Below are 25,360 nucleotides of genomic sequence, written 5' to 3'. Positions count from 1 at the left end.
AGTAGAAGGGAGTGTGAGGCATGTTTCAACTTGATCTGCTGGAGGAGAAAACGGATATACGCAAATCGGATTCATTCGATGATGAAATTATAGAAACATCATTAAAAGAAATAGCAATTGTAGGTATTTCCGCAAAGCTGCCTCAGGCGCAAACTCATAACGAATTTTGGGATGTGCTGCTAAGTGGTATCGATTGTGTAGGTGAATTTCCGGAGTCCCGTCGGCGTGAACTTGAGCCGTATTTACAGAAGCTTGGAGCAATGTACAACAATATTTCTATATTTGATGGAGCATATCTGGACGATATTTCATCATTTGATTATTCATTCTTTCGATTGTCTCCAAAAGAAGCTTCTTTGATGAGTCCCAACCAGAGGTTGTTTCTACAGACGGCATGTAACGCGCTTGAGGACGGTGGATATGGGGGAGAGGCGCTTCAAGGTACGCGTACGGGTGTTTTTATTGGTCACAATGCGGATGCTTTGCATGATTATAAAAGGGTAATCGAGGCGGTTAACCCGGAAGCTCTCTCTCTAGCAGCTCCAGGAAATTTAAGCTCAATGATAGCAAGTCGAATCTCATATTTACTCAATCTGCGTGGTCCTGCGATTAGTGTAGATACAGCATGTTCTTCTTCGCTAGTGGCGGTTCATCTAGCTTGTCAGTCTATTCGTAGTGGAGAATGTGATATGGCATTGGCTGGCAGCGTGAAGATCAATCTGTTACCGCTTGATATCGGTATTCGGTTAGGTATTGAATCAAGCGATAATCGGGCCAAACCGTTTGATGATTCCTCGGACGGAACAGGTATCGGAGATGGTGTTGTAGCTATGTTGCTTAAACCACTTTCCACAGCGCTTCAAGACGGGGATCACATCTATGCTGTCATTAAAGGCAGCGCTACCAATCAAGACGGAAGCTCAGTTGGCATTACTGCTCCAAATGCGTTGGCACAGGAGGATGTGATTGTTAGGGCTTGGGAAGCTGCGGGGATTGATCCTGAAACGGTAACTTATATGGAAGCGCATGGTACGGGGACTACGCTTGGAGATCCAATTGAGGTTGACGGTATTACACGCGCATTTAGCCGATTTACGGATAAGATGCAGTTCTGTGCAATTGGTTCAATTAAAAGCAATATTGGTCACCTAGATCATGCGGCTGGTATCGCTGGTCTATTAAAAGGAATACTCTCGCTCTATCATAAGCAACTTCCGCCGACGTTACACTTTCGATTTCCGAATCGCAAAATTTCGTTTATTGATTCGCCCCTCTATGTGAATAATGAGTTGATGCCATGGAGTGATGAAAACGGGGCGAGACGATGTGGCGTTAGCGCATTTGGTATGAGTGGTACAAATTGTCATGTCGTATTGGAGGAAGCGCCTCTAATAAATAATGAGATTAATAAATATGAGGTAGAAGATGATGTAAGTCTCCTTTGCTTGTCTGGACATAGCAAGGGAGCATTGAAGCACATGATTCAGGGCTATCGGGAATGGATTTCTGCCCGTGATGCGGATAGCTGGAGCATAGAAGATCTTTGTTTCACCGCAGCCACAGGACGGGGTCATTACAAATATAGACTGGCGATCGTTGCTGCTGATCAGGTTGAGCTTCGACGGATTATTAATTCTCTGGACATCGAGCGGATCGGGGAAATGAATGCACTGGAGGTGTATTATGGGTTCGCCGCCTCGACGGATGCTGGCATTAGTGATGAAGTAGTTGTGCAGGAACTTTTGGATCACGAAGCGAGCGGTAAACGAAGGGACCGCGGGATGTTAATTCAAATAGCTGAGCGTTATGTTGCCGGAGCTAGGATGGATTGGGCACGGATGTATAGTAGAGAACATCGCCAACGTATTCCTATTCCCGTATATCCTTTCGACCGTCATTCCTGCTGGGTTGAAGAGTCTAGTGCCCAGTCGAATAGTTCCCCGTTATCTATGATTCAGGACTTGTGGACACGCAATGAGGTTCCAGTGGACCTGAGAATAGAAATGGAAGAAGCATTTGCTAGCTGGCGGAGTAGGCTTCAGCAGCAGGAGCAAGGGCAAGGAAATGAAGAGCAATTCAGAATCGTATCGCTGCTCGGTGAATGCGGGAATATGGAAGTCGGACAAAGCGTAGCGGATGTATGGGGGGAGATACTCGGCTATGGCGAGCTTCATACCGACGCAAACTTCTATGAACTAGGCGGAGATTCTATCATTGCTCTCAAAATTATGAATAGGCTTAGTGAACGTTGGGATGTTCGGCTTGAAGTCGTTGATATACTCGCAAACCCGGTACTGGGAACGTTTGCTGATGCAGTAACGGAACGTAGATTGAAATCTGTAAAGGAAGTAGAAGATGAAGCAATTATCATATTGCCGATTCCATCCGGTGAGCATTATGTCATATCATCTCCACAGCAGCGGATGTATCTTCAGCAGTTAGCAACACCGGACGACAGAAGCTACAATTTGCCGGAACTGCTCCATATGGATGGCGATATCGATGCGTCTAGGCTGGAAGCTTCCATTCAGACTCTAATTCAACGCCATGAGATGTTGAGAACATCGTTTGCAGTTGTTGAGGGAGAAATTCGGCAGTTCGTTCATGAACGGGTGCCCTTTACATTAACTAGGTTGCAGGTGACCGAAGAAGAGCTGCCGTTGGTTTTGCAGAACTTATTTGTTCCCTTTGATCTAAATCAGGCCCCGCTACTTTATGCGACATTACTCACGATTAGTTCAGATCAACATGTACTGTTTTTGGATCTTCATCATATTGCTTCTGATGGCATGTCGGCTGGCATATTACTCGGTGAGCTTGTAAGGCTTTACCGTGGAGAGCTGCTGGAACCACTTAAACTGCAATACCGAGATTATGCTGCTTGGCAGCAACAACTGCCTCAATCGGAACGAATGGAGCGTCAGGGGCAGTTCTGGATGAATCAATGCAAGGGTGAATGGCCCGTACTACAGCTGCCAACGGACTTTCCTCGTCCCCCTATTAAGAGTAGCCGTGGAGAAACTTTTGATCTTTACGTGGATGCTGGTTTGGCAGCAAGCATTCGTGAATTGGCAAAAGGGACGGAAAGTACACTCTTTATGGTATTGCTTACTGCTTACTATACCTTGCTTGCGAAGTATACGGGCGGAGAGGATTTTGCTGTTGGCACACCTATTTCTGGACGAGTAAATCGTGAGGTGGAGTCGGTTGTTGGTATGTTTGTAGGTACACTTGTGTTGCGTGGCTATCCGCAGGCCGACAAAACGTTCCTACAGTTTTTGGCTGAGGTGAAAGCAACAGCAGTTAAAGCATATGAGAACGCAGATTTCCCATTTGAAAAGCTAGTTCAACTAGTCGACAGACGTGATACAAGTCGAAATCCACTGTTCGATACGATGTTTATTATGCAAAATTTGAATACGCCAGACTTCTCCGGAGAAGGTCTGACATATAAACATGAACGTTTCCCCCATGGAACTGCTAAATACGATTTAATGATTCAAGCAGTTGAAGGAAAAGAGGGTATACGTTTAGTTGTCGAGTATTGTACCGATTTGTTCCGTCTTGAGACCGTGCAGACATTCATGCGGCATTATATATCCTTATTAAAGCATGTGACAAGCAATCCAGGACTTACATTAGCGGATTGCGAAATGTTATCTGCGCAAGATTATACCCAGCTTTTATCTGATTTCGGTAGTCGTGATACTCAGTTCGATACACCACGTAGATTTCAAGAATCCTTCGAGGAACAGGCGAGGTGGGTGCCGGAGAGCTGTGCGGTTCAACACCGTGGACAGTCGATCACATACAGGGAGCTAAATGAACGAACGAATCGATTGGCTCGGAGGCTTCAACAGAGCGGCGTAGGTGCGCATACCATTGTAGGCGTTATGGCAGAAAGATCCATACCCATGCTGATAGGTATGATCGCTATTATGAAAGCTGGCGGCGCTTATTTACCAATTGATTCGAATTTCCCTCAAGAACGAATTGATTATTTATTGTCTGACAGTGAAACGAAATTGCTTCTAACAGATCGAATTGATGCTTTAGAAGTAGGTTCTTCATTAGAATTGATCGCACTTGATGGGGATTATGTATATGAGGGTGATGGAAGCAATTTGGAGCTGGCGGGTTCTGTTGAAGATCCAATGTATGTTATCTATACTTCCGGCTCCACAGGCGAGCCAAAGGGAGTGGTTGTTTCCCATCGTAGTTTTTTCAATTTCGGGCATTCGCTCAAACGATTTTATCGTGAGAGATTTGATGAACGCGATCGTTGCTTGAGTCTGACTAACATTTCGTTTGATGTGAGCGTATGCGAGCTATTTATGCCGCTAATGTTTGGTGCAAGCGTCATCCTCTATCCTGAGCCCAAATTGATTGATCCGAGGCAACTTGCTTCTGTAATCGTGTCAGAGGGGGTGACCTTTGCCTACATTCCTCCAACGATGCTTAAAGATGTTGCACGCGCATTGGAGCAATCGGAAACTAAACTTCAGCTTAACAAAATGCTCGTTGGGGTCGAACCTATCAAGGATGAGACACTTGAGTTATTCGTAAGTCTGAACCCTAATATATGTATTGTGAACGGTTATGGACCAACAGAAGCAACGATTTGTTCCAATATGTATGTGTATAAGTCTGGCGCTCCATGTGGAAAAACGGTGCCGATTGGAGGACCAATGCATGGCGTCGAAATTTATATATTAGGTTTCGGGGACAGACTTGCGCCAATAGGGGTAACTGGAGAGCTGTGTATCGCGGGCAGTGGACTAGCGCTAGGTTACTATAACAAACCTGAGTTGACTGCAAGCCGATTTGTCCAGCATCCAATGCTGGACGGAAAGCTGCTGTATCGTACTGGCGATCTGGCGAAATGGCTTCCGGACGGCAATGCCATGTATTTGGGCAGGTTGGATCACCAGATTAAGATTAGAGGCATTCGTGTTGAGTTAGGTGAAATACAGACACACTTGCTACGGAATGAAGCCGTAGATGAAGCTTTTGTCATCGCTACTGAAGACAATGAGGGTGACAAAAGTATATGCGCTTATATCGTCTTGAATCGTCAAATCGAAATGTTTGAAATTAAAAACAGCTTGAAGAGCAAGTTGCCTGATTACATGATCCCGTCCTATTTGATAACGATGGATGCCATACCGCTCACACCAAATGGTAAGGTAGATCGTAAGGCTCTGCCGGAGCCTTCCCTTCAGTTGCAGGAAGTAAGAGATGTCGTATTGCCACGTACAACACTGGAAGCGAATGTAGCTGAGGTTTGGCAAGATGTATTAGGCTTCGGTGGTTTTAGTATTTACGACGACTTTTTTGAGCTTGGCGGTCATTCGCTTAAAGCTGCAGTGCTGGCAGGCCGCATTCATGAGAAGATGGGTATCGAGGTGCCCCTTGGTATCTTGTTCCAGGCACCTACTGTTGCATCGATGGCAGCATGGATTTCAGAAGAGGTAAATCGTAATGAAGGTCAATTCACACCAACATATGAACGAATTCAGCGACAACCCGATCGGGCACATTATCCGATGTCTCGGGCGCAAAGAAGACTATATCTGTTGGGGTTATTTTCAACAGAGGATACAGCATATAATTTGTCATTTGTTTTGCATATGCGTGGAAGACTGGATGTTGCGAAGCTTGAAGAGGCATTTGGTACAGTAATTATGAGACATGAAACTTTGAGGACTACTTTTCATTATGAGGGTGATGAGTTCAATCAGTGTATCCATTCTGATACTATGTTCGAGCTTGAAAACTTCGAGTTGAGTGAAGATGAGAAATCTATAGTTTTGTCCGACGCTACAAAAATAACATCTAAGGCATTTATCGATGGGCTAATGTTGAAGTTTATTAAACCATTCAGCTTGGAAACAGGCCCCTTGCTTCGTGTAGGTCTGGTTTCGTTGGAGCAGGAGCGTCACTTACTTCTGCTGGACATGCATCATATTGTGTCAGACGGTGTGTCCGTTAGCGTGCTGGTGAAGGAGCTGACTGAGCTCTACAGCGGTAATAATCCCTTGGAGCTTCCTGTACAGTACAGGGATTATTCAGTATGGCAAGAGCAGAGACTGCAAGGTGAAACCTATGCAGGACATGAGGAACATTGGTTACAGACGTTCAAAGGTGAGTTACCTGTACTGGAGTTACCAACGGACAAGGTGCGTCCGTCGGTTCAAAGCTATGAAGGACAAGCCATTATTTTTACTTTGAATACAGAGTTAGCACAGGGCGCTCGTCGATTGGCGCGTGAGTATAACACAACGCTTTATACTGTGCTGTTAGGTGCATATGCAATATTGCTAGGCAAATACAGCGGCCAAGAGGACATCGCTATCGGTACGCCTGTAGCGGGTCGGAGCCATGTTGATGTGGAAGGCTTAATTGGAATGTTCGTTAATACAGTAGCCATTCGCACTCGGCCGGAAGAAAGCCGGACGTTGGGTGATTACGTAACTCTGCTTCATCATGACGTATTACTTGCGCTGGAGCATCAGGAGTATCCGTTTGAGGAACTGGTAGAGCGTTTAGGGCATGAGAAAGATCAAAGCCGCAATCCGCTGTTCGATACTATGTTCATTTTGCAAAATATGAATCAATCCGTACTTGAAGCGGGAGAATTGACATTCGAGCAGTTACACTTTGATCCAGGAGTAAGTAAGTTCGATCTGACCATGGTGGCAGCAGAAAGTGGAAATGAAATTGTGTTTACTCTGGAATATGCAACTAGCCTGTTCCATGAAGAGACGATACAGCGGTTAGCGCGTCATTATCGTGCAATTGTACGCGAGATGACTGTTAGCAACGGCCCCATACGAAGATTAGGCGATCTAGTTATTATGGATGATGAAGAAAAGGCGCAGTTGTTAACCGTGTTTAATCGATACGAGAGTGAAGTAGGGAAGGAAGGTTTCTTACCTGCTGATGAACATGCACAATGGGTAAGTATATTAACTGAGATTGAGAAACAAGCGGAGCGAACGCCTAACGCAGCGGCGATTCAGTGCGGTGCGGAGCAAATGACGTATCGCGAGCTGAATGAACGGGCGAACAACTTAGCGCATACGCTTCGTAGTCGGGGCGTTGGACCCGAACGGATTGTTGCGCTGATGGCCGACCGTTCACCACTACTGCTGGTAGCCATTCTCGGCATACTGAAGGCGGGCGGAGCGTACGTCGCGATTGATCCGTCCTACCCTGCGGAGCGTATAGGCTGGATGCTGGAGGATTGTGGCGAGCAACTGCTGCTGACGGAAAGGGCGTACGCTGGAAGAGTGCGAAGCGCAGTGGAGGAATGGTATTTGGATGATCCTGATCTGTATGCTGCTGACCGTAGTAATCTCGAAACTATGTACCTTCCGGACCATCTAGCCTACGTTCTGTACACATCAGGTTCAACGGGAAGACCTAAGGGTGCCATGATTGAGCATCGGGGACTGGCGAGCTTCGTGAAGGGATTTCGGGAGCGACTTCCAATGGCGGAAGGCCAAGGCATACTAGCGATGGCGACTATCTCGTTCGACATCTTTATTGTGGAGAGTCTGTTGCCGCTGACGCTGGGTATGCGGATCGTGCTGGCGAATGAAGAGGAGCGCAACGACGCGTATTTGTTGCAAGAGCTTATGGCCAAGTACAAGGTAGACGTTCTCCAAATAACACCATCGCGGTTTAAGTGGTGGATGGCGCAGGTAGGGCAGACCGACAGCATGAAGGCTCTGAGCGTAGTTATGATTGGAGCGGAGCCGTTAACAATGGAGCTGCTGAATCGGCTGAGTGGAGTCACGCAGGCGCGAATCTTCAACCTGTATGGACCAACGGAGACGACGGTATGGACATCGGTGTGCGAAGTGACGCATGGGGAAGCGATTACGATTGGTACACCCATTGCGGGAGCAGGGATGGTTGTATTGAATGCCGAGTTGCAACCGCAGCCGATAGGCGTTGTTGGAGAGCTGTATATCGGCGGTTCAGGCGTAGGGCGCGGCTATCTAAGTCATCCGGAATGGAACGAGGGAGCATTCATCGCGAATCCGTTCCGTGAGGGTGAACGAATGTACCGGACAGGCGATCTGGGGCGAAGACTAGCGAACGGCGAATTTGTATATGCAGGTCGCCGCGATCATCAGGTGAAAATACGTGGACACCGAATTGAAATTGGCGAAGTGGAACAACAGGTGCTGAGTTATGAGCGAGTGAAGGAAGCTGTCGTTGTGGCGTTTAAAGAGGCAGACGGTGAGCATGCGCTCTGCGCGTATGTCGTCATCGCTTCATATTCGGAAAGTGACTATAACAACCAGCCCCTGTCTGGCATAGCGTCGGAATTGCGACAACATCTTAGCGGCAGGTTACCCGCGTATATGATTCCAGTTTACGTTATGCCGCTAGAATTCATCCCACTGACACCAACAGGTAAGGTAGATCGTAAGGCGCTACCGAAACCGCAAGAAGCCGAGCGGGACAAGCGCCAATATTTGGCGCCAAGAAACGAGACGGAGCACAGATTGGCCGTGATCTGGCAAGAGCTATTGCAAACAGACAATATTGGAGCGACCGACAGCTTTTTCGAGCTTGGGGGTCACTCGCTCAAGGCAGCGGGATTAGTCAGTCGTCTACAGGAGCAATTTGGCGTGCATGTGCCGCTGAGAGCGCTGTTCTTGAATCCAACACTGGAGTCACTCGCGAGTATTATAGATGGAGAGAATGTACAGAAGCATCAGGCGATCGAGCGTCAAGGGGATCGGGAACATTACCCGATGTCACGCGCGCAGAGAAGGCAATATATGCTTCAGCTCATATCTGGTGAAGCGACGATGTACCATGTACCGTTTGCCCTACAGATTCGAGGCAAGCTGGACGTCCTAAGATTGGAGGGAGCGTTCGCCGCCTTAATTGCTAGACATGAGAGCTTGCGGACGACGTTCCACTATATGGATGGGGAGTTCAGGCAACGGATTCATCCTGTTGAAGAGTTTGAGCATGGGATAGATTCATATGGTACTTTCCAACTAGAGAAATGTGTCTTAGAAAGAGTAACAGCCGACAAATGGGTTCTGGGATCAGTTACTTCCGCGGATTATCAGCAGAAATTTGCAGCTGCATTGGCTGTAGGGCTGATGGATGTGTTAATGGCCCAGTTTGTAAGGCCGTTTGATCTCGGAAGCGGTCCACTGTTACGAGCAGGACTTGTTCAACTGGATAAGGAACGTCATCTGTTGCTACTGGATATGCATCATATCGTGACGGATGGTGTATCTGTGAGCGTGCTTCTGAAGGAGTTGACGCCATTATATAGCGGCCATGAGCTGCCAGAACTGCGAGTGCAATATCGAGATTACAGCGCTTGGCAGGAGGAGCGACTGAGCGGGGGAGCGTATGAGGCACATGAGTGTTACTGGTTGGAGACGTTCTCGGGCGAGCTGCCGGTATTGGAGTTGCCTAATGATAAGCCACGCCCAGTGATGCAGAGCTATGAGGGACAAAGGTATGCGTTCAAGCTGGACGCGGAGCTTGCGAAGCGAGCGCATCGTCTAGCCAGAGAGCAAGGCACGACACTCTATACCGTGTTACTGAGTGCGTATGTGATGCTGCTCGGCAAGTACAGTGGGCAAGAGGACATTGTGATAGGTACGCCAGTGGCGGGACGAGGTCATGTCGATGTGGAAGGCTTGATCGGGATGTTCATTAATACGGTGGCGATTCGCAGTCGACCACAAGCAGGACGAACGGTCGGTAGCTACATTAAAGAGCTGCATGGTGACGTACTGCTTGCGCTGGAACATCAGGAGTATCCATTCGAGGATCTGGTGGAGCGACTTGACCTTGAGCAAGATCAGAGCCACAACCCGCTGTTCGATACGATGTTTATCTTGCAAAATATGGAGCGTTCAGCACTTCAAGCGGGGGATTTAACCTTTGAGTCGCAGCCGTTTGAGCCAGGTGTTAGTAAGTTCGATCTGACACTGGAGGCAGTGGAGAGCGGAGCGGAAATTGTGTTCAGCATGGAGTACGCGACCGCTTTATTCCATGAAGAAACCATTGTGCGTATGGCACATCACTACTGTGCAATTGTTCGAGAGATGACAGCTGACGGTGGCATAGAACGAACGCTCGGCGAGCTGGAGTTACTAAATGAAACAGAACGCTTGGAGCTGCTAGATGTATTCGAGAGCAGTATCGTGATGGAGAATAGAAGAGTTATTAATGTCCAGAAGGAAGACTGTACTACAGATTGGGACGGCTGCGCTACTAAGCAGGAACTGCCTCAGTCTGCGACGTCTTCGGACTGGAAATCCATACTAGTGGAGATTGAGAACCAAGCGGCGCGAACGCCTGATGCAGCAGCGATTCAGTTCGGTGTGGAGCAAATGACGTATCGTGAGCTGAATGAACGGGCGAACAGCCTCGCGCATACGCTTCGTAGCCGCGGCGTTGGAGCTGAGCGTATCGTCGCGCTGATGGCTGACCGTTCGCCGTTGCTGCTGGTAGCCATTCTCGGCATTCTGAAGGCGGGCGGGGCGTATGTAGCGATTGATCCGTCCTATCCAGCGGAGCGTATAGGCTGGATGCTGGAGGATTGTGGCGAGCAACTGCTGCTGACGGAAAGGGCGTACGCTGGAAGAGTGCGAAGCGCAGTGGAGGAATGGTATTTGGATGACCCTGATCTGTACGCTGCTGCCCGTAATAATCTCGAATCTGTTTGCCTTCCGGACCATCTGGCCTATGTCCTGTACACATCAGGCTCAACGGGAAGACCCAAGGGCGCAATGATCGAGCATCGGGGACTGGCGAGCTTCGTGAAGGGATTCCGGGAGCGGCTTCCTTTGGCGGAAGGCCAAGGCATACTAGCTATGGCGACGGTATCGTTCGACATCTTTATTGTGGAGAGTTTGCTGCCGCTGACGCTGGGCATGCGGATCGTGCTGGCGAATGAAGAGGAGCGCAACGACGCGTATTTGCTGCAGATGCTTATGGCCAAGTACGAGGTAGATGTCCTCCAAATTACACCATCTCGCTTTAAGTGGTGGATGGCGCAGGTAGGGCAGACTGACATTCTGAAATCTCTAAGCGTAATCATGATTGGAGCGGAGCCGTTGACAACGGAGCTCCTGAATCGACTGCGCGCAGTAACGCAGGCACGAATCTTCAATCTGTATGGACCAACGGAGACGACGGTGTGGACATCGGTGTGCGAAGTGACACATGGGGAAGCGATTACGATAGGTACGCCTATTGCGGGAGCAGGGATGGTTGTATTGAATGCAGAGCTGCAACCGCAGCCGATAGGCGTTGTTGGAGAGCTATACATCGGCGGTTCAGGAGTAGGACGCGGCTATCTCAGTCATCCCGAATGGAACGTGGGAGCTTTCATCCCGAATCCGTTCCATTCGGGCGAACGAATGTACCGGACAGGCGATCTGGGGCGAAGACTAGCGAACGGCGAATTTGTATATGCAGGTCGCCGCGATCATCAGGTGAAAATACGTGGACACCGAATTGAAATTGGCGAAGTGGAACAACAGGTGCTGAGTCATGAGCGAGTGAAGGAAGCGGTCGTTATGGCGTTTAAAGAAGTGGATGGCGAGTATGCGCTTTGTGCGTATGTCGTCATGGATGCGGAAGTAAGCGAGAGCGCAGCAGATGGGTCATATTACTCTGTTCAAGCAACGAGCGAACATGACGGCACTGATTCAAGTGATGAACATGGCACGGTGGTTTCTCAAAGTGAACATGGTGGGAGAAGCATGGCACAAAAGAGCAGCGCAGGACAATCGTCAAACGCATCATCTACGCTTCGTGGTTATTTAGGGGGCAGGTTACCGGCATATATGATTCCAGCTTATGTCATGCCGTTGGAAGCCATCCCGCTGACACCGACAGGTAAGGTGGATCGCAAGGCACTGCCGAAGCCGCAGCCAGCCGAGCGGAGTGAGCGCCAATATACGGCGCCTAGAAATGAGACGGAGCACAGATTGGCCGTGCTCTGGCAGGAGCTACTTCAAACAGACAATATTGGAGCGACCGATAGCTTCTTCGAGCTTGGGGGGCATTCGCTCAAGGCGGCGGCGCTGGTCAGTCGTCTACAAGAGCAATTTGGTGTGCATGTGCCGCTGAGAGCGCTGTTCTTGAATCCGACGTTGGAATCACTTGCCGTTGTAATCGAAGGTGAGCACAAACATGCTTATCAGCCGATCCAACGTCAAGAGGATCAGGAGTATTACCCAATGTCGCGCGCGCAGAGAAGGCAATATGTGCTTCAGCTCATATCTGGTGAAGCGACGATGTATCATGTACCGTTTGCACTACAGATACGAGGCAAGCTGGAAGCCATAAGACTGGAGAGGGCGTTCGCCGCTTTAATTGCTAGACATGAAAGCTTGCGGACGACGTTCCACTATATGGATGGCGAGTTCAGGCAACGCGTTCATCCTGCGGTGGCATTCGAGCAACATGTACACTCTACATCGGTGTTTAAGCTGGAAGGAAATGCTTGGGCGCGAATGACGGCTAAACGTTTGCTGTCTGAATCAGGGATGGATGAGGTAATCACCACCCGATTAATGGCAAGGTTCATACGGTCTTTTGATCTCGGAAGCGGCCCATTGCTACGGGCAGGACTTGTTCCACTGGATGAAGATCGTCACCTGCTCCTCTTGGATATGCATCATATCGTGACAGATGGTATATCCGTGAGCGTGCTTCTGAAGGAGTTGACCGCATTATATAGCGGCCAGGAGCTACCAGAGCTGCGAGTTCAATATCGAGATTACAGCGCTTGGCAGGAGGAGAGACTGAGCGGGGAAATGTATGAGGCACATGAGCGGTACTGGCTGGAGACATTCTCGGGCGAGCTGCCAGTGCTGGAGCTGCCAAATGATAAGCCGCGCTCAGTGATGCAGAGCTATGAGGGGCAAAGGTATGCATTCAAGCTGGACGCGGAGCTTGCACAGAGAGCACATTGCGTAGCCAGAGAGCAAGGCACGACGCTGTATACCGTGTTGCTGAGTGCGTATGCGGTGCTGCTCGGCAGGTACAGTGGGCAAGAGGACATTGTGATAGGTACGCCAGTGGCAGGACGCGGTCATGTTGATGTGGAAGGCTTGATCGGGATGTTCATCAATACGGTGGCGATTCGCAGCCATCCACAATCGGGACGAACGGTCGGTAGCTACGTTAAAGAGCTTCATGGTGATGTGCTGCTTGCGCTGGAACATCAGGAGTATCCATTCGAGGATCTAGTGGAGCGACTAGACCTTGAGCAAGATCAGAGCCGAAACCCGCTGTTTGACACGATGTTTATCTTGCAAAACATGGAGCGTTCAGCACTTCAGGCGGGGGAGATGACCTTCGAGTCGCAGCCGTTTGAGCAAGGTGTTAGCAAATTTGATCTGACGCTGGAGGCAGTGGAGAGCGGAGAGGAAATTGTGTTTAGCCTGGAGTATGCGACCGCTTTATTCCATGAAGAAACCATTGTGCGAATGGCGCATCATTACTGTGCAATGGTTCGGGAGATTACAGCTATCGGCGGTACAGAACGTACGATTGGAGAGCTCATACTGGAAGATGGGATAGCTTAAGAGGTTACAATTTTCCCCAATGGGACGGCGTATGTGTCGCCCCATCGGGAAATATTGAACTTGTAAAGCACGCCCCGAATATAAGGAGGATTTAATCGAATGAAATTTGCGCTGGAGAGAAAGCCGTTTAATGAGTTTTGGATGAACTGTATGCTGAATCAAGCGTTCTCGATTGCTGCATCCGCACATCCAAGCTACCGATATGCCGCTTATCTGAATATTTATAGCTATTTTCCTTGGACAGCGGCCACCGATCCTGAGTTCCGTTATCCGACGATTGATAGCTTATATTATCTGGATGATTGGACAAAGTTCCCGTTAACCGGAGTTATTCAGTTGATAGAGCCAGGACACTTTAGCAATAAGGAAACTTTTACGGACAACATAAAAGAGGTACTGCGCGGTGGTCGAAATTTGAGTCTGAATGTCGATTTATACTACTGGTTACCTGACAGCTTGGCGTGGAGAAAATTCCATTGGTATCATTATTCGTTGTTCAATGGCTATGACGATGAGCGTTCGTCTTTCTACGTTATAGATGACACGCTTGCTGGCTATAACGAGTATGAGGTGCCGGAAGAACGGCTTAAGAAAGCATTTAATAACTCCGAATATAACGTGAACAAAAATTATACGGGTCCTGCTTATTACATATATAATTTGCACCCAAGCATAGAGCCATATGAACTGAAACTATCTGAGGTTGTGGAGAATGCTGAAAGATTAGCACGAGAGTTGAAAGACTTCTCGATGGAAGGCATGTGGAACGTTGATACAGGGCCGGAGAAATACAGTTCTCATGTTACGTATGCGCTAATTGGTATCAATATTATTTGCAATCGGCATATAGCCAATGTAGCGCTTATTCGCACTTTGCAAGAGCAAAAGCTTCTGGATGAGAAGCTATGTGAAGCTCTATCAGGACAAATAGAGGTTATCCGTGACGGATGGAACGAGGTAAAGCAAGCGTTTGTGACTCATAAATTCGATCGCAGCAGAGAGATTGGACTTGCCGAAGGGCTCTTGTCCAAGGAGAGAGTGTTCTGGAGAATGCTCGCTGATGGAGCATAATTATAATGAACAGCTACCTACGAAAGGTGCCAACAATGAATCGTATTCCGTTGCTCTGTCTGCCCTATGCGGGAGGTTCTGCTCAAGTCTACAAAAAATGGTCTAAGGGAATACATCCCTCCATTTCGTTAATCCCTGTTGAAATGGCCGGGAGAGGGAGCAGGATGAGCGAGAAGCTCTACGAGGATGTACGTGAAGCGGCCGAAGACTTGCTTCGTCAAGTCCGCGAATATACGTGTGAGCCTTATGCTATATTCGGTCATAGTATGGGAAGTTTGCTTGCTTATGAGCTTATCCATCTTATCCACGCAGAAGGTCTTCCGCTTCCGTTTGCTGCTTTCATGTCTGGAAGGGCGGCACCGCATTGTGTAGATGCCGACCGAACGACATTTCAATTGCCCGATGAAGCATTCATAGCGGAAGTGCAGAGTCTAGGAGGAACGCCACTGGAACTATTTCAGGACAAAGAACTTCGGAGTTTATTTGTGCCGATATTGCGGGCAGATTTCAAGCTGGTGGGTACGTATGAACATAAGCCGCCGCAAGCGCCGCTTCCACTGAAGCTGATCGTCATGAACGGCATTGGGGATACAAGCTTATGCGGTGATGTTGCGGAATGGCAATTGCATACGACTGAGATCTGCGACATTGTACAATTCGAGGGAAGTCATTTCTTTATTCACGAACAAGAACATGAGGTTGTCTCTCTGATCAACGATACACTTCTGAGGATGTCGGCTGACAGTAGAATCATGCAAAAACAGTAGGGAGGTTCGAAGGGAATGGATATAGTTTTTCAGCCTACCGAGGAGACGATTCGGAGTATACAAGGCTTGTGGAATGAAGCACGAGGATTCCCTTCTGATCGGAGAGGTGGGAATGATCATTATCGTATATTGGAGCACCAAATGAGATTAGACGATGAGCTTGTCGGTCATCTGTTTCAGCAATCTGCCGGTTCGAATCATCGATTGTATATGACACTGTTGACTGCTGTACATATACTACTCTATAAATATACGCAAGATGATAGGTTAATTGTTGGGACTCCAAGTGTAGATGGGGGCAGCTATAACGGTCAGGAATGGAATCCGCTGTGTGTAGCTGTAAGTGAAAACGATTCACTTGGATCTCTGCTGGAGCAATTGGAGAACAAAATGAATGAAGTGAATCTGCATGGTATGTATAATAGTGAGCATTTCGAGGAGAGTGATGCGCTTGAATCTGACTATTCCATTTCTCACTCAACAAGCGAATTTCGCTTAAGACAGGCCACAGCGGTTGTGCTGGAAAATATACATGGGAAATCATATGCTCACGATTTCGGTTTGCTCTTTTTATTCCGGATCGTGGAGCATTCTGGCTCAATGATTGAGCTTACCATCCAATATAATGAGGATGCCTACAGCACTAATATGGTGAAAAGTTTAGGGATTCAGGTTCAGAAAATGGCGAGTTTGCTACTCCGAGAAGCAGACTTGCAGCTGCAGGATGTTGCACTTCTGGATATGGGTGAAGTTAAGGCCCTTCTCTTATCGCATTGCGGCGTTGTAGACGGCTCATTGCAAGATGATTTACTGATTTCGTCACAAAGTGCAGATTCTTCAGGGTCGATACCAAATTCGATAATGAACACAGACTCTTCGGAGTCGGTAACGAATGTATTAATGAGCCCTGACCCTTCAGGGATAGGTTTGACCAAGGACAGATCAAGGTGGACTTTGCATGGCAGGTTCGAGACGCAGGTCAGACATCATGCTGATGAGACGGTTCTTATATGCGGGCAGGAGTCCTTCACGTACCGTGAGCTAAATGAACGAGCGAATTTACTCGCCTCAAGGCTGCGGAGAAATGGTGTACACACGGGTGTACTAGTTGGCTTAATGTCGGAAAGGACGATGGATCTTGTGGTCGGTATTATCGGCGTCTGGAAAGCGGGGGGCGCTTATGTACCCATTGATTTGGAATACCCATCGTCACGTATTGATTATATGCTGGAGGATACAGGAGCACCGGTGATGCTGACGCAGCGTCATCTACTGCCACGATTGTCCTCCTATACGGGTTCTATTATATGTATAGACGATGAGGATGAACAGCGAACGACAGTGGATACATCGGCTTCAACTCATCTGGAAGAGATGAGTTCGCCTGAAGATCTGGCTTATATCATTTATACTTCCGGCTCAACAGGCAAGCCTAAGGGCGTAGTGATCGAGCATGAAAGTGCTATACGTTTCATAGAGGGAATGGCGGAACAGGTAGAATGTGTTCCAGGCAAAGCTATTGTAGCGCTAGCAAGCGTTGCCTTTGATGTGTCGATCCATGATTTGATTATGCCGTTGCTGTATGGAATGAAGGTTGTGTTGGCGACGCAAGCCGAGCGCAGAGATCCGGAACTGCTGGATCGGCTAATCGCCAAGCATGACGTTCAGATGATGGTTTCGACTCCGCTTCGATTACAAATGTTGCTTTCTGGTAGAGAAGAGCGGTCCTGTATGCGCCACCTGACGGATCTGATGATCGGTGGAGAACCATTCATTCCTACCCTATGGGATCGACTGAAGCCTTATGCTCAGCTTCGTGTGTATAACGTGTATGGACCGACGGAAACGACGGTATGGTCGACAGTACAGCGAATTGAGGATGACCATCCTGGCATTGGCAAGCCTCTGGCGGGTGTGCGGACGTATATTCTGGATAAGAGCGGACGTCTTCAGCCTTCTGGCGTTGCAGGTGAACTATGTATCGCCGGTACGAGACTCGCCCAAGGTTATTGGGGCAAGCCGGAACTTACGGCAGAACAATTCGTTATGGACCCTTTCTTTCCGGGGGAGCGGATGTATAAGACGGGTGATCTTGCACGTTTCCTGGAGGACGGAAGCCTCGAATTTCTAGGGCGGAGAGATTTTCAGGTGAAGATACGTGGTTATCGCGTCGAGTTGGAGGAAATCCAGTTGATGCTCTCGCGTCATGAACAAGTATCCGAATCTGTAGTACTGCTGGAAGAGGATCAAAGGGGCGACCAGTGGCTAAGCGCGTATTATGCCGCGGAGTATGAGCTGCCGACAACGGAGCTACGTAGCTTCATGGCGAGCCGATTGCCGGAATACATGATACCTCAGCGATATGTCTGGCTGGCTAGTATGCCGCTGAACGCGAACGGCAAGATTGATCGGAAGGCATTGCCTCGGCTAAGCGATGACGTTGTTCTAACGGATAACTGGAAATCTACTCTATCGTTCAGGCAGCTGGAATCAGAAATGGAACGTGAAGTAGCATGCTTTTGGCAAGAAGTACTCCATAGGGAAGACTTGGGTGCTGATGACAACTTTTTCGAGGTTGGAGGCAACTCCATTCTGCTAGTTGCCCTACACCACAGATTAGAAGAACGTTATCCTGATCGTGTATCGGTTGCTGATCTGTTTGGGAAGGCAACACTTCGTGGCATGGCGGCGCTACTGGATGCCCCAGTCGGTGAAGAAGGCGAAATGGACGAGTTAATGATGATGAAAGGTATGAAATTCTTGACCAAAGCGAGCGATGTTGAAGCAAGCTCGGGGCGTACAACCGGCATTAATGAGCTGAAGCTGGAGGCGACGACAACTCGGGAACTGACACGTATCGCGGAACGGATTGATGTAGAATTTGTTGATATATTGCTAGCCCTCTATTTGTATGTGCTGTCAGATATAGCGATGACGGATGACGTCGCTGTATTCGTGAAAGGGGGCGAAGGTGATCGTATTGTGCCTGTGACGTTGAACATGTCCCATTACATGGAATTCGTCGAAATAATATCCGAAGTGAAGCGGCAACGAATGGGAAGCGTTTATTATACTTTCTCTTCGCTCGCGACCGCTGCAGGATTCCGAGCTTCGGATAACGGAATTATACCGTGGTTCTCAGCAACCGACTTGGGATCAGCGAAAGCATACATGTCGCTGATCGGCCTCGCACTTCAGCTTGAGACAACGGAGCATGGACTGACAATTTCGTGTATATACGACACTGATGCATGGGACAAGACGGGTGCTGATGGTTTGCTCTCCCTATATGGAGAATCGCTCGGAATCATGATGAACGATCTTGGAGAAGGGCGTGAAGGATGATAGTTAAACGGGCTTTATTGTTTCCAGGTCAAGGTTCACAGTATGTCGGTATGGGCAAGGACTTATTCGTAAAATATCCACTCGCCAAAGAGACGTTCCAAGAGGCGAATGACACAATGAATGTCGACCTCACGAAGCTGATGTTCGAGGGAAGCTTGAATGAGCTTACGAGAACGGAATATGCACAACCCGCTTTATTAGCCGTCGGGATGGCTATGTTCAGGGTCTATATGGAAGTGATTGGCACAGATCTGAATTATATGGCTGGTCACAGTCTTGGAGAAATTACTGCATTGACCTGCTCAGGTAGTATCCCATTCGCAAGCGCAATTCGCATTGTTCACCGTCGCGGCGAGCTGATGCGGGAAGCAGCGGCTTTTGGGGGTGGAGCGATGGCCGCGGTTAATGAGCTGGACGTAAGCGAGGTTGCAGCCATCTGTGCATCCGTCAGCTCGACTTATAAAGGCGGGGCTGAGATTGTTGTTGTATCCAACATTAATTCAGAGGATCAAATTGTAATTTCCGGGCATAAGGGGGCATTAAGCAAGGCGGCTGAACGGTTGACGGAGCGGGGAGGAGTCGTTATCCCGCTTCAAGTGAGCGCCCCGTTCCATAGTCCGCTTATGGCCCCGGCAGCGGAGCAATTTGCGGAAGAACTAAGCAAGCATAAGTTTACGCCACTTCAGTATCCCGTCATATCCAGTGTGACGGCAAAGCCGTATGCAAGCTCCGATGAAATTGCAAAGGTTTTGACTGAACAGTTGACAGCACCCGTACAATGGACTGCGGTACTCCGATATTTGCGGGAGAACGGGGTATCGGAAGCTGTTGAGATGGGGCCGAAGGCGGTGTTGAAAAAGCTAGCGCGTAATACCGCGGGCATAAAGGTGCTTGCTTTCGACTATGGCCCGGATGTGGAGCAGTTGCTAAGTGAAAGCAAGGTTGCCAAACAAGACAATCCGCTTGATTTCATCATTCAATGCATTGCGATCGCTACATGCACCCGTAATAGGAATTGGGACTCGGAGGCTTATACGCAAGGCGTTGTTACGCCTTACCGCAACGTTCAGACGATGCTGTATCAGCTTCAGAAATCTGGCGGTCAAGTGGCATGGACGCATATGGAACAGGCTTATGCTATGCTACTTTCCGTGCTGAAGACGAAGCTAGTCCCGGAGCATGAGCAGCTCAGTCGGCTGGAGCGCTTACTGGCGGATAATGGATTGCAGGAGAAGTTCGGCAAGGGATCACTTATAGGCGCGATGGATTCCTAACGGTTATGGAATATGTGCCAGTGATGCGGAGGGAGGACGAACCGGTGAGTGATGCAATTCAAGATAATCTGATCCAAGAAAGTCTTATATATGAATCACCCGAAAAAATCTTGCAGCAATTAATTCGATTCAACACAACTAATCCGCCAGGTAACGAAGCGGCTTGTGTGCAATATATTCAGGAGCTACTGCATCGGGCAGGCATCGAGACGACGATTGTTGCTGAAGTGGCGGACAGGCCTAATCTGATCGCTCGTTTGAAGGGGCGCGGTGACGCGCCCCCTCTTCTTATGTATGGTCATGTCGATGTTGTTGGCATAGAGAAGCAAGCATGGAGCCGCGACCCGTTCGGGGGTGAAATCCATGACGGTTGCGTATGGGGAAGAGGTAGTCTTGATATGAAGGGGGGCGTGGCGATGATGCTCGCAGCCTTTCTCCGCGCTCATGCGGAGAGAGCTGAGCTGCAGGGTGACATTATTTTGGCCATCGTGTGTGATGAAGAGGCTGGTGGGGATCGGGGAGCTTCCTATTTGACAGATCATCATGCGCATCACTTCGAAGGGGTGCAATATGCCATTGGCGAGTTCGGGGGATTCTCATTGCAGGTAAGCGATCGGAAATTCTACCCCATTATGGTTGCCGAAAAACAAATCTGTTGGCTTAGAGCTACATTGAGAGGTGAAGGTGGGCATGGTTCACTTGGGCATAACGGAGGTTGTATGGCGCAGCTTGGCGATCTGCTTCAAGCGCTGAATGCGGTCAAGTTACCGGTTCATGCAACCCCAGCGGCAACCTATATGATTGAATCGATGGCGGCGGCATTGCCGACGCTGCCGAGATTTTTGCTGAGAGGACTGCTTCGACCACGCTTGAGCAATATGATCTTGAAACTGATGGGCGATAAAGGCAAATTATTTCAACCGCTGCTTCGCAATACGGTGAGTGCTACAATTGTGCGTGGCGGTGAGAAAATTAATGTACATCCTAGTGAAATTACGGTGGATCTGGATGGGCGACTGCTACCCGGCTTTACACCTGCACAGCTCATAGACGAGCTTCACGAACGTTCCGTACATCGTAGTGTAACGTTAGAGGTGGTCCGGCATGATGCTTGTCCCGTAAGCCCGGATATGGGGATGTTCGGACTGTTGTCGGACGTGCTCAGAGAAGCGGACCCCCATGCTGTGCCGGTTCCTATGCTTCTGCCGGGAGGGACGGATGCGAGACATTTCGCAAGATTAGGTATTCAAACGTACGGTTTCTTGCCTATGCCGCTGCCAGATGATATGAAATTTTCTGAATTGATCCATGCTGCCGATGAGCGTGTGCCTGTGGATGCCATTCATTTTGGAACGAAAGCAATTTATCAAGTCATTAAGAAATACGGAATATAAATTTTAAATGAGTAAATATGGCTTGTATGGTATAATATTCAAGTGTAACACGCCTTGAGTGGGGTGGCTCTCTCCGAAAGGAGGTGATGCCATGAACATTTCGTTGGGTGAGGTGATTGCGTTCGGTATTTTTGTACTGTCGCTTCTAACCTACATCGAAAAACGAAAATAACCCACTTATAGGCTAGCACCTGTGGGTTATTTACTGAGTCAAGCATTGTCTTGGAGGGAAATCCCACTCAAGTTGTTGCACGGGGGATCGGTTGCTGCCGATCCCTTATTTATATTGTTATCTTAGCATAGTGGCGACTATACCTCAAGATCATGGAATTGTAAAATATAATTTACAACTGCTAACGTCCTCGAACGATTTTTTCGTTCATGTGTAGACCGCATTTTATTAGAAGTGACTAAAACATTTGTTATAGTGAAAGCGCCTATTCAGATGATGGAGGAGACCAGCACTCTAGAACGACATAATATGATGGTTATCCTGCAGAGAATGGGCATGAAGCCATTACGCTATTGGAGCAAGATCCTTTGTCTGTTTTTTGACCTTATTGGTTAGACTCTTAATAAGTATCATTTTAATTTAAAGGACAGACTATGAAATTATATAAGGAGAGGATTAACTTGCATATGCAATTACTAGAAGTCTCAGATTGGTTAAATGCACATATCAATGAATCCATCTGGATAGATAAGAGGGAGCAAGAAGATTTAGATCAAGTAAGAGTGCAATTAGAAGAGATCGGATTTAGAGAATCTACACAATCTCTTGATGGTTATACAGATGGCAGTGCGATCCTTTTGCATGGGGCAGGTCACGTCATTAAAGAGGAACAGGAAGTTCCTCTTCCTCAGAATACTTTTGAAATCCAGGTATCTGGACTTGTTCAAGCTTATGTGAAGAATGACAAGGCTTATTTGGAAACAGAGCGTGCAAATTATTCGCTGAGAGCTGAATAACGTGGTATTATAGAGTTCTATTGTTTTTGGCAAGTCTTAACCTTTAAAGGGTTGGGACTTTTTGTACTGGCTTCTGTTAAATTTATTTCACGCGTGGCCGAACATTGGGTATAATGTATAGACCACAAAAAAATGAGGGATAAAAATATGATTACAATTAAAACCAAGGAACAGATTCAAAAGATGAAACAAGCAGGGGAAATACTAGCAGCATGTCATCGTGAGATTAGTAAGATGATTGCTCCTGGTATTACTACATTAGAGATTGATCGATTTGCTGAGAAATTTATGATTAAGAACGGTGCTACACCAGAACAAAAAGGCTACAATGGGTATCCTTTTGCGACTTGCGCATCGGTTAACGACGTGATCTGCCACGGCTTTCCAAGCCATACGAAGCTAAAAGATGGTGATATTATCACTGTGGATATGGTTGTCAATTTAAATGGTTGGTTGGCTGACTCTGCATGGTCGTATCCTGTAGGAAACGTCTCTGAGCAATCTCAGAAGCTGCTGGATGTAACTAAGAAATCTCTCTACTTAGGCATTGAGAAAGCTGTTATTGGGAATCGGATTGGTGATATCTCAAATGCCATTCAAGTCTATGCAGAAGCTGAAGGATTCTCTGTAGTGCGTGAGTTTATTGGTCACGGAATCGGGAAAGATATGCACGAAGCACCACAAGTGCCTCATTATGGTCCCCCTAACGTAGGTACGCGTCTGAAAGAAGGCATGGTACTTACAATTGAACCGATGCTTAATACAGGGACTTATCGTAGTAAGATTGATCAAGATGGTTGGACAGCAAGAACGATGGATGGCGGATTGTCTGCTCAGTACGAACATACTTTAGCGATTACCGCAGATGGTCCACTTATTCTGACTAATCAACAACTGGATATCTAAAGGACGCTTTTACACAAAAAAAGTAGGCAAGGTGGTATCATCCTTGGCCTACTCTTTTTGTGTTTTTTGTCTGACTGCTACTTCTTCATCAAGTTATGTACAATCGAAAGCCTTACGAACTATACTAGTTACTTAAGAGTGCTAAACAAATGAGATAAATGTGATTAGGAACGCAATGGAACCGACGATAGCTACGACGTAAATCGCTGTGAGTTTGGTTATGTTTTTGCTCGTTCGTTGTTCGTAATCCGGATTACGCTTCTGATTCTCTGGTGAGAAACCGACCTTGAATGTGGCAAAGGCACCAACTAAGGCAACAATAACGACTAAGAAATACATCCACATGATATGCACCGTCCCTTTTTCAATTTGGATTAATCGATTCTTGCTCCGTAAGATCGGGCTAGAGCCGCAGCTTGGATAATATCCATACGGACACCTTTGACATCCAGTGATTTGAAGTCAATTCCATCGAGAATAGCCCCTCGAAGATCAGCTCCTTGAATGTTAGCCTTTCCTAATTGAACTCGAGTTAAATCTGCGTCTCTCAGATCAGCCTTTTCTAAGTTGGCTTGATACATGTCAGCTTCGTTAAAACGAACTTTACGTAAATTTTGTTTGCCTAAATTGACATGTCGAAGATTAGTATAAGACCAATCCCCCTCTTCAATCGTTATTCCATCCATTCTAGCTTCAGAGAAGTCAGAGCCGATCATCTTGCAATTTACGAATTTAGACACAAATAAGTTACTTCCATAAAATCGGCAATTGGTGAATGCCGAACCACTGTGGTGAGATGAATTAAGATTGGCATTCGATAAATCACAGTTAATGAATAGACAACTTGAGGTTAATACTTCTTCTAGCGGTGTGCCGCGGAAAATACACTCATTGAACGTACAGTTTCGAAGTTCTCCAAAGCGTAAATCAGAGTTGCTGAAGTCAATGTTATTATATTGTTTATCTACATGTTGAAACATCATGATCATCTCCTACAGCCTATATTATACTATATATGACTTCATGATTAGAAGATAGAGCCTGTAGAACGTATACATAAAGTTGAATATCTATTACTTGTTTGTTATGTTTGTTACATAATATCAATTACGAAAGTGAGAAGTGATCCAATGAAATCAATTGCTTGGGTAACTGACAGTACCTGCACCATAGATCCTGAGTTCGCGAGAGATCATCATATTTATATTGCCCCATTACGCTTAGTTTTCGGAGATGAATGCTACAAGGAAACTATAGATATAACTAATGATGAAGTATACCAAAAACTTGCCTTACATGAGAAGGCGGGTAGCTCTCAACCTCCGATCGGAGAATTTGTAGAGTTATATGAGTCATTAAAGGACAAATATGATGAGATTATTGCAATTCATTGTTCATCCAAGCTGAGTGGGACGTATGAGACCTCTATGCAAGCCGCCGAAATGGCTGAGACTAAGGTTATCGGCATTGATTCTAACGTTGGGGCATTTCCGCTTAGAGAAATGATATTAAAGGGTGTAGAATTGCAACAGCAGGGTCATTCTGCTCTTGAAATTAAACAAGAAATTCAATATATAATTGATCACATGGAATTCTTCCTAATTCCTGCAAGTCTGCAACAGTTACATCGCAGTGGTCGAGTATCAGGGACTCAATTAGTGATTAGTAATTTGTTGAAAATACATTTGATTATCCGATTTGATAAAGGTAAGATCATTGTTCAAGAAAAAATACGTACCTTCAAAAAGGCAAAACAGAAGTTAATGGACTACATGAAAGTTGATTTAGAGAAAATGAAAAGCATCTGTATCATGCATGCTAATAATATATCTGAAGCGAAAGAAATCGAGAAAGAAATCGCCCTGCATAGCCCTCTTCTAAAAGTAGAAATCATGACTTTTATTCCTGTAGTGGGAATTCTTGCAGGCGAAGGTACGATCGGTCTGTCCTGGATTAATAAATATACGAAATAGTATATTGGATAAAGCCATTATTTATTAATATGAAGTGAAGAGGACACTATGCTAACTTTTAGCATCGTG

General features: G+C 47.2%; 11 protein-coding genes. 9 read left to right on the top strand and 2 right to left on the bottom strand.

Translation table 11 applies throughout. The features are described 5' to 3' along the window. Positions 1-20: 20 nt before the first annotated feature. The 8 genes from UB51_RS11740 (at position 21) to map (ending at position 23,318) form a co-directional block, all read left to right on the top strand. Entirely contained in the window at positions 21-13,592 is a 13,572-nt protein-coding gene (locus UB51_RS11740) for a non-ribosomal peptide synthetase (RefSeq protein WP_082063125.1), read from the top strand. Between the two features lie 99 nt (positions 13,593-13,691). Next, a complete protein-coding gene (locus tag UB51_RS11735; protein ID WP_044877447.1) occupies positions 13,692-14,663 on the top strand; it encodes a cysteine peptidase family C39 domain-containing protein in 972 nt (323 codons plus the stop codon). Positions 14,664-14,668: 5 nt separating this feature from the next. Further along, positions 14,669-15,430 carry a thioesterase II family protein gene (locus UB51_RS11730; protein ID WP_082063124.1) on the top strand — a complete coding sequence of 254 codons (762 nt, stop codon included), beginning with the start codon at positions 14,669-14,671 and terminating at the stop codon, positions 15,428-15,430. A 15-nt stretch (positions 15,431-15,445) separates the two neighbouring features. Then, positions 15,446-18,775, top strand: a complete 3,330-nt coding sequence (locus UB51_RS11725; RefSeq protein WP_044877446.1) for a non-ribosomal peptide synthetase — start codon at positions 15,446-15,448, stop codon at positions 18,773-18,775. Further along, the gene (gene fabD / locus UB51_RS11720; RefSeq protein WP_044877445.1) at positions 18,772-20,049 is read left to right on the top strand and encodes an ACP S-malonyltransferase; all 1,278 of its coding nucleotides are present in this window, start codon (positions 18,772-18,774) and stop codon (positions 20,047-20,049) included. Before UB51_RS11725 ends, fabD begins: the two co-directional genes overlap by 4 nt. Positions 20,050-20,093: 44 nt before the next feature. Continuing rightward, positions 20,094-21,443 (top strand): M20/M25/M40 family metallo-hydrolase, encoded by a 1,350-nt coding sequence (locus UB51_RS11715; RefSeq protein ID WP_234405615.1) that lies wholly within the window; start codon positions 20,094-20,096, stop codon positions 21,441-21,443. Positions 21,444-22,076: 633 nt separating this feature from the next. Beyond that, positions 22,077-22,412 (top strand): protein YmzB, encoded by a 336-nt coding sequence (locus UB51_RS11710; RefSeq protein WP_052675888.1) that lies wholly within the window; start codon positions 22,077-22,079, stop codon positions 22,410-22,412. Between the two features lie 147 nt (positions 22,413-22,559). Continuing rightward, entirely contained in the window at positions 22,560-23,318 is a 759-nt protein-coding gene (gene map, locus UB51_RS11705; protein ID WP_044877444.1) for a type I methionyl aminopeptidase, read from the top strand. 141 nt (positions 23,319-23,459) lie between these two features. Here map and UB51_RS11700 read toward each other — a convergent pair whose 3' ends face one another. Both UB51_RS11700 and UB51_RS11695 read right to left on the bottom strand, forming a co-directional pair. Further along, complete coding sequence (locus tag UB51_RS11700; protein ID WP_044877443.1) at positions 23,460-23,663, bottom strand: hypothetical protein; 204 nt, start codon at positions 23,661-23,663, stop codon at positions 23,460-23,462. A 29-nt stretch (positions 23,664-23,692) separates the two neighbouring features. Then, positions 23,693-24,298, bottom strand: a complete 606-nt coding sequence (locus UB51_RS11695; RefSeq protein WP_044877442.1) for a pentapeptide repeat-containing protein — start codon at positions 24,296-24,298, stop codon at positions 23,693-23,695. 150 nt (positions 24,299-24,448) lie between these two features. On the opposite strand from UB51_RS11695, the gene UB51_RS11690 reads away from it, so the two are divergent. Next, positions 24,449-25,291 carry a DegV family protein gene (locus UB51_RS11690; RefSeq protein WP_044877441.1) on the top strand — a complete coding sequence of 281 codons (843 nt, stop codon included), beginning with the start codon at positions 24,449-24,451 and terminating at the stop codon, positions 25,289-25,291. The last annotated feature ends 69 nt before the right edge of the window (positions 25,292-25,360 follow it).

Origin of the sequence: Paenibacillus sp. IHBB 10380 (assembly GCF_000949425.1) — a bacterium.
In the GTDB taxonomy this organism is placed as follows: domain Bacteria; phylum Bacillota; class Bacilli; order Paenibacillales; family Paenibacillaceae; genus Paenibacillus_AQ.
This window is presented reverse-complemented; position numbering and strand designations above follow the sequence as displayed.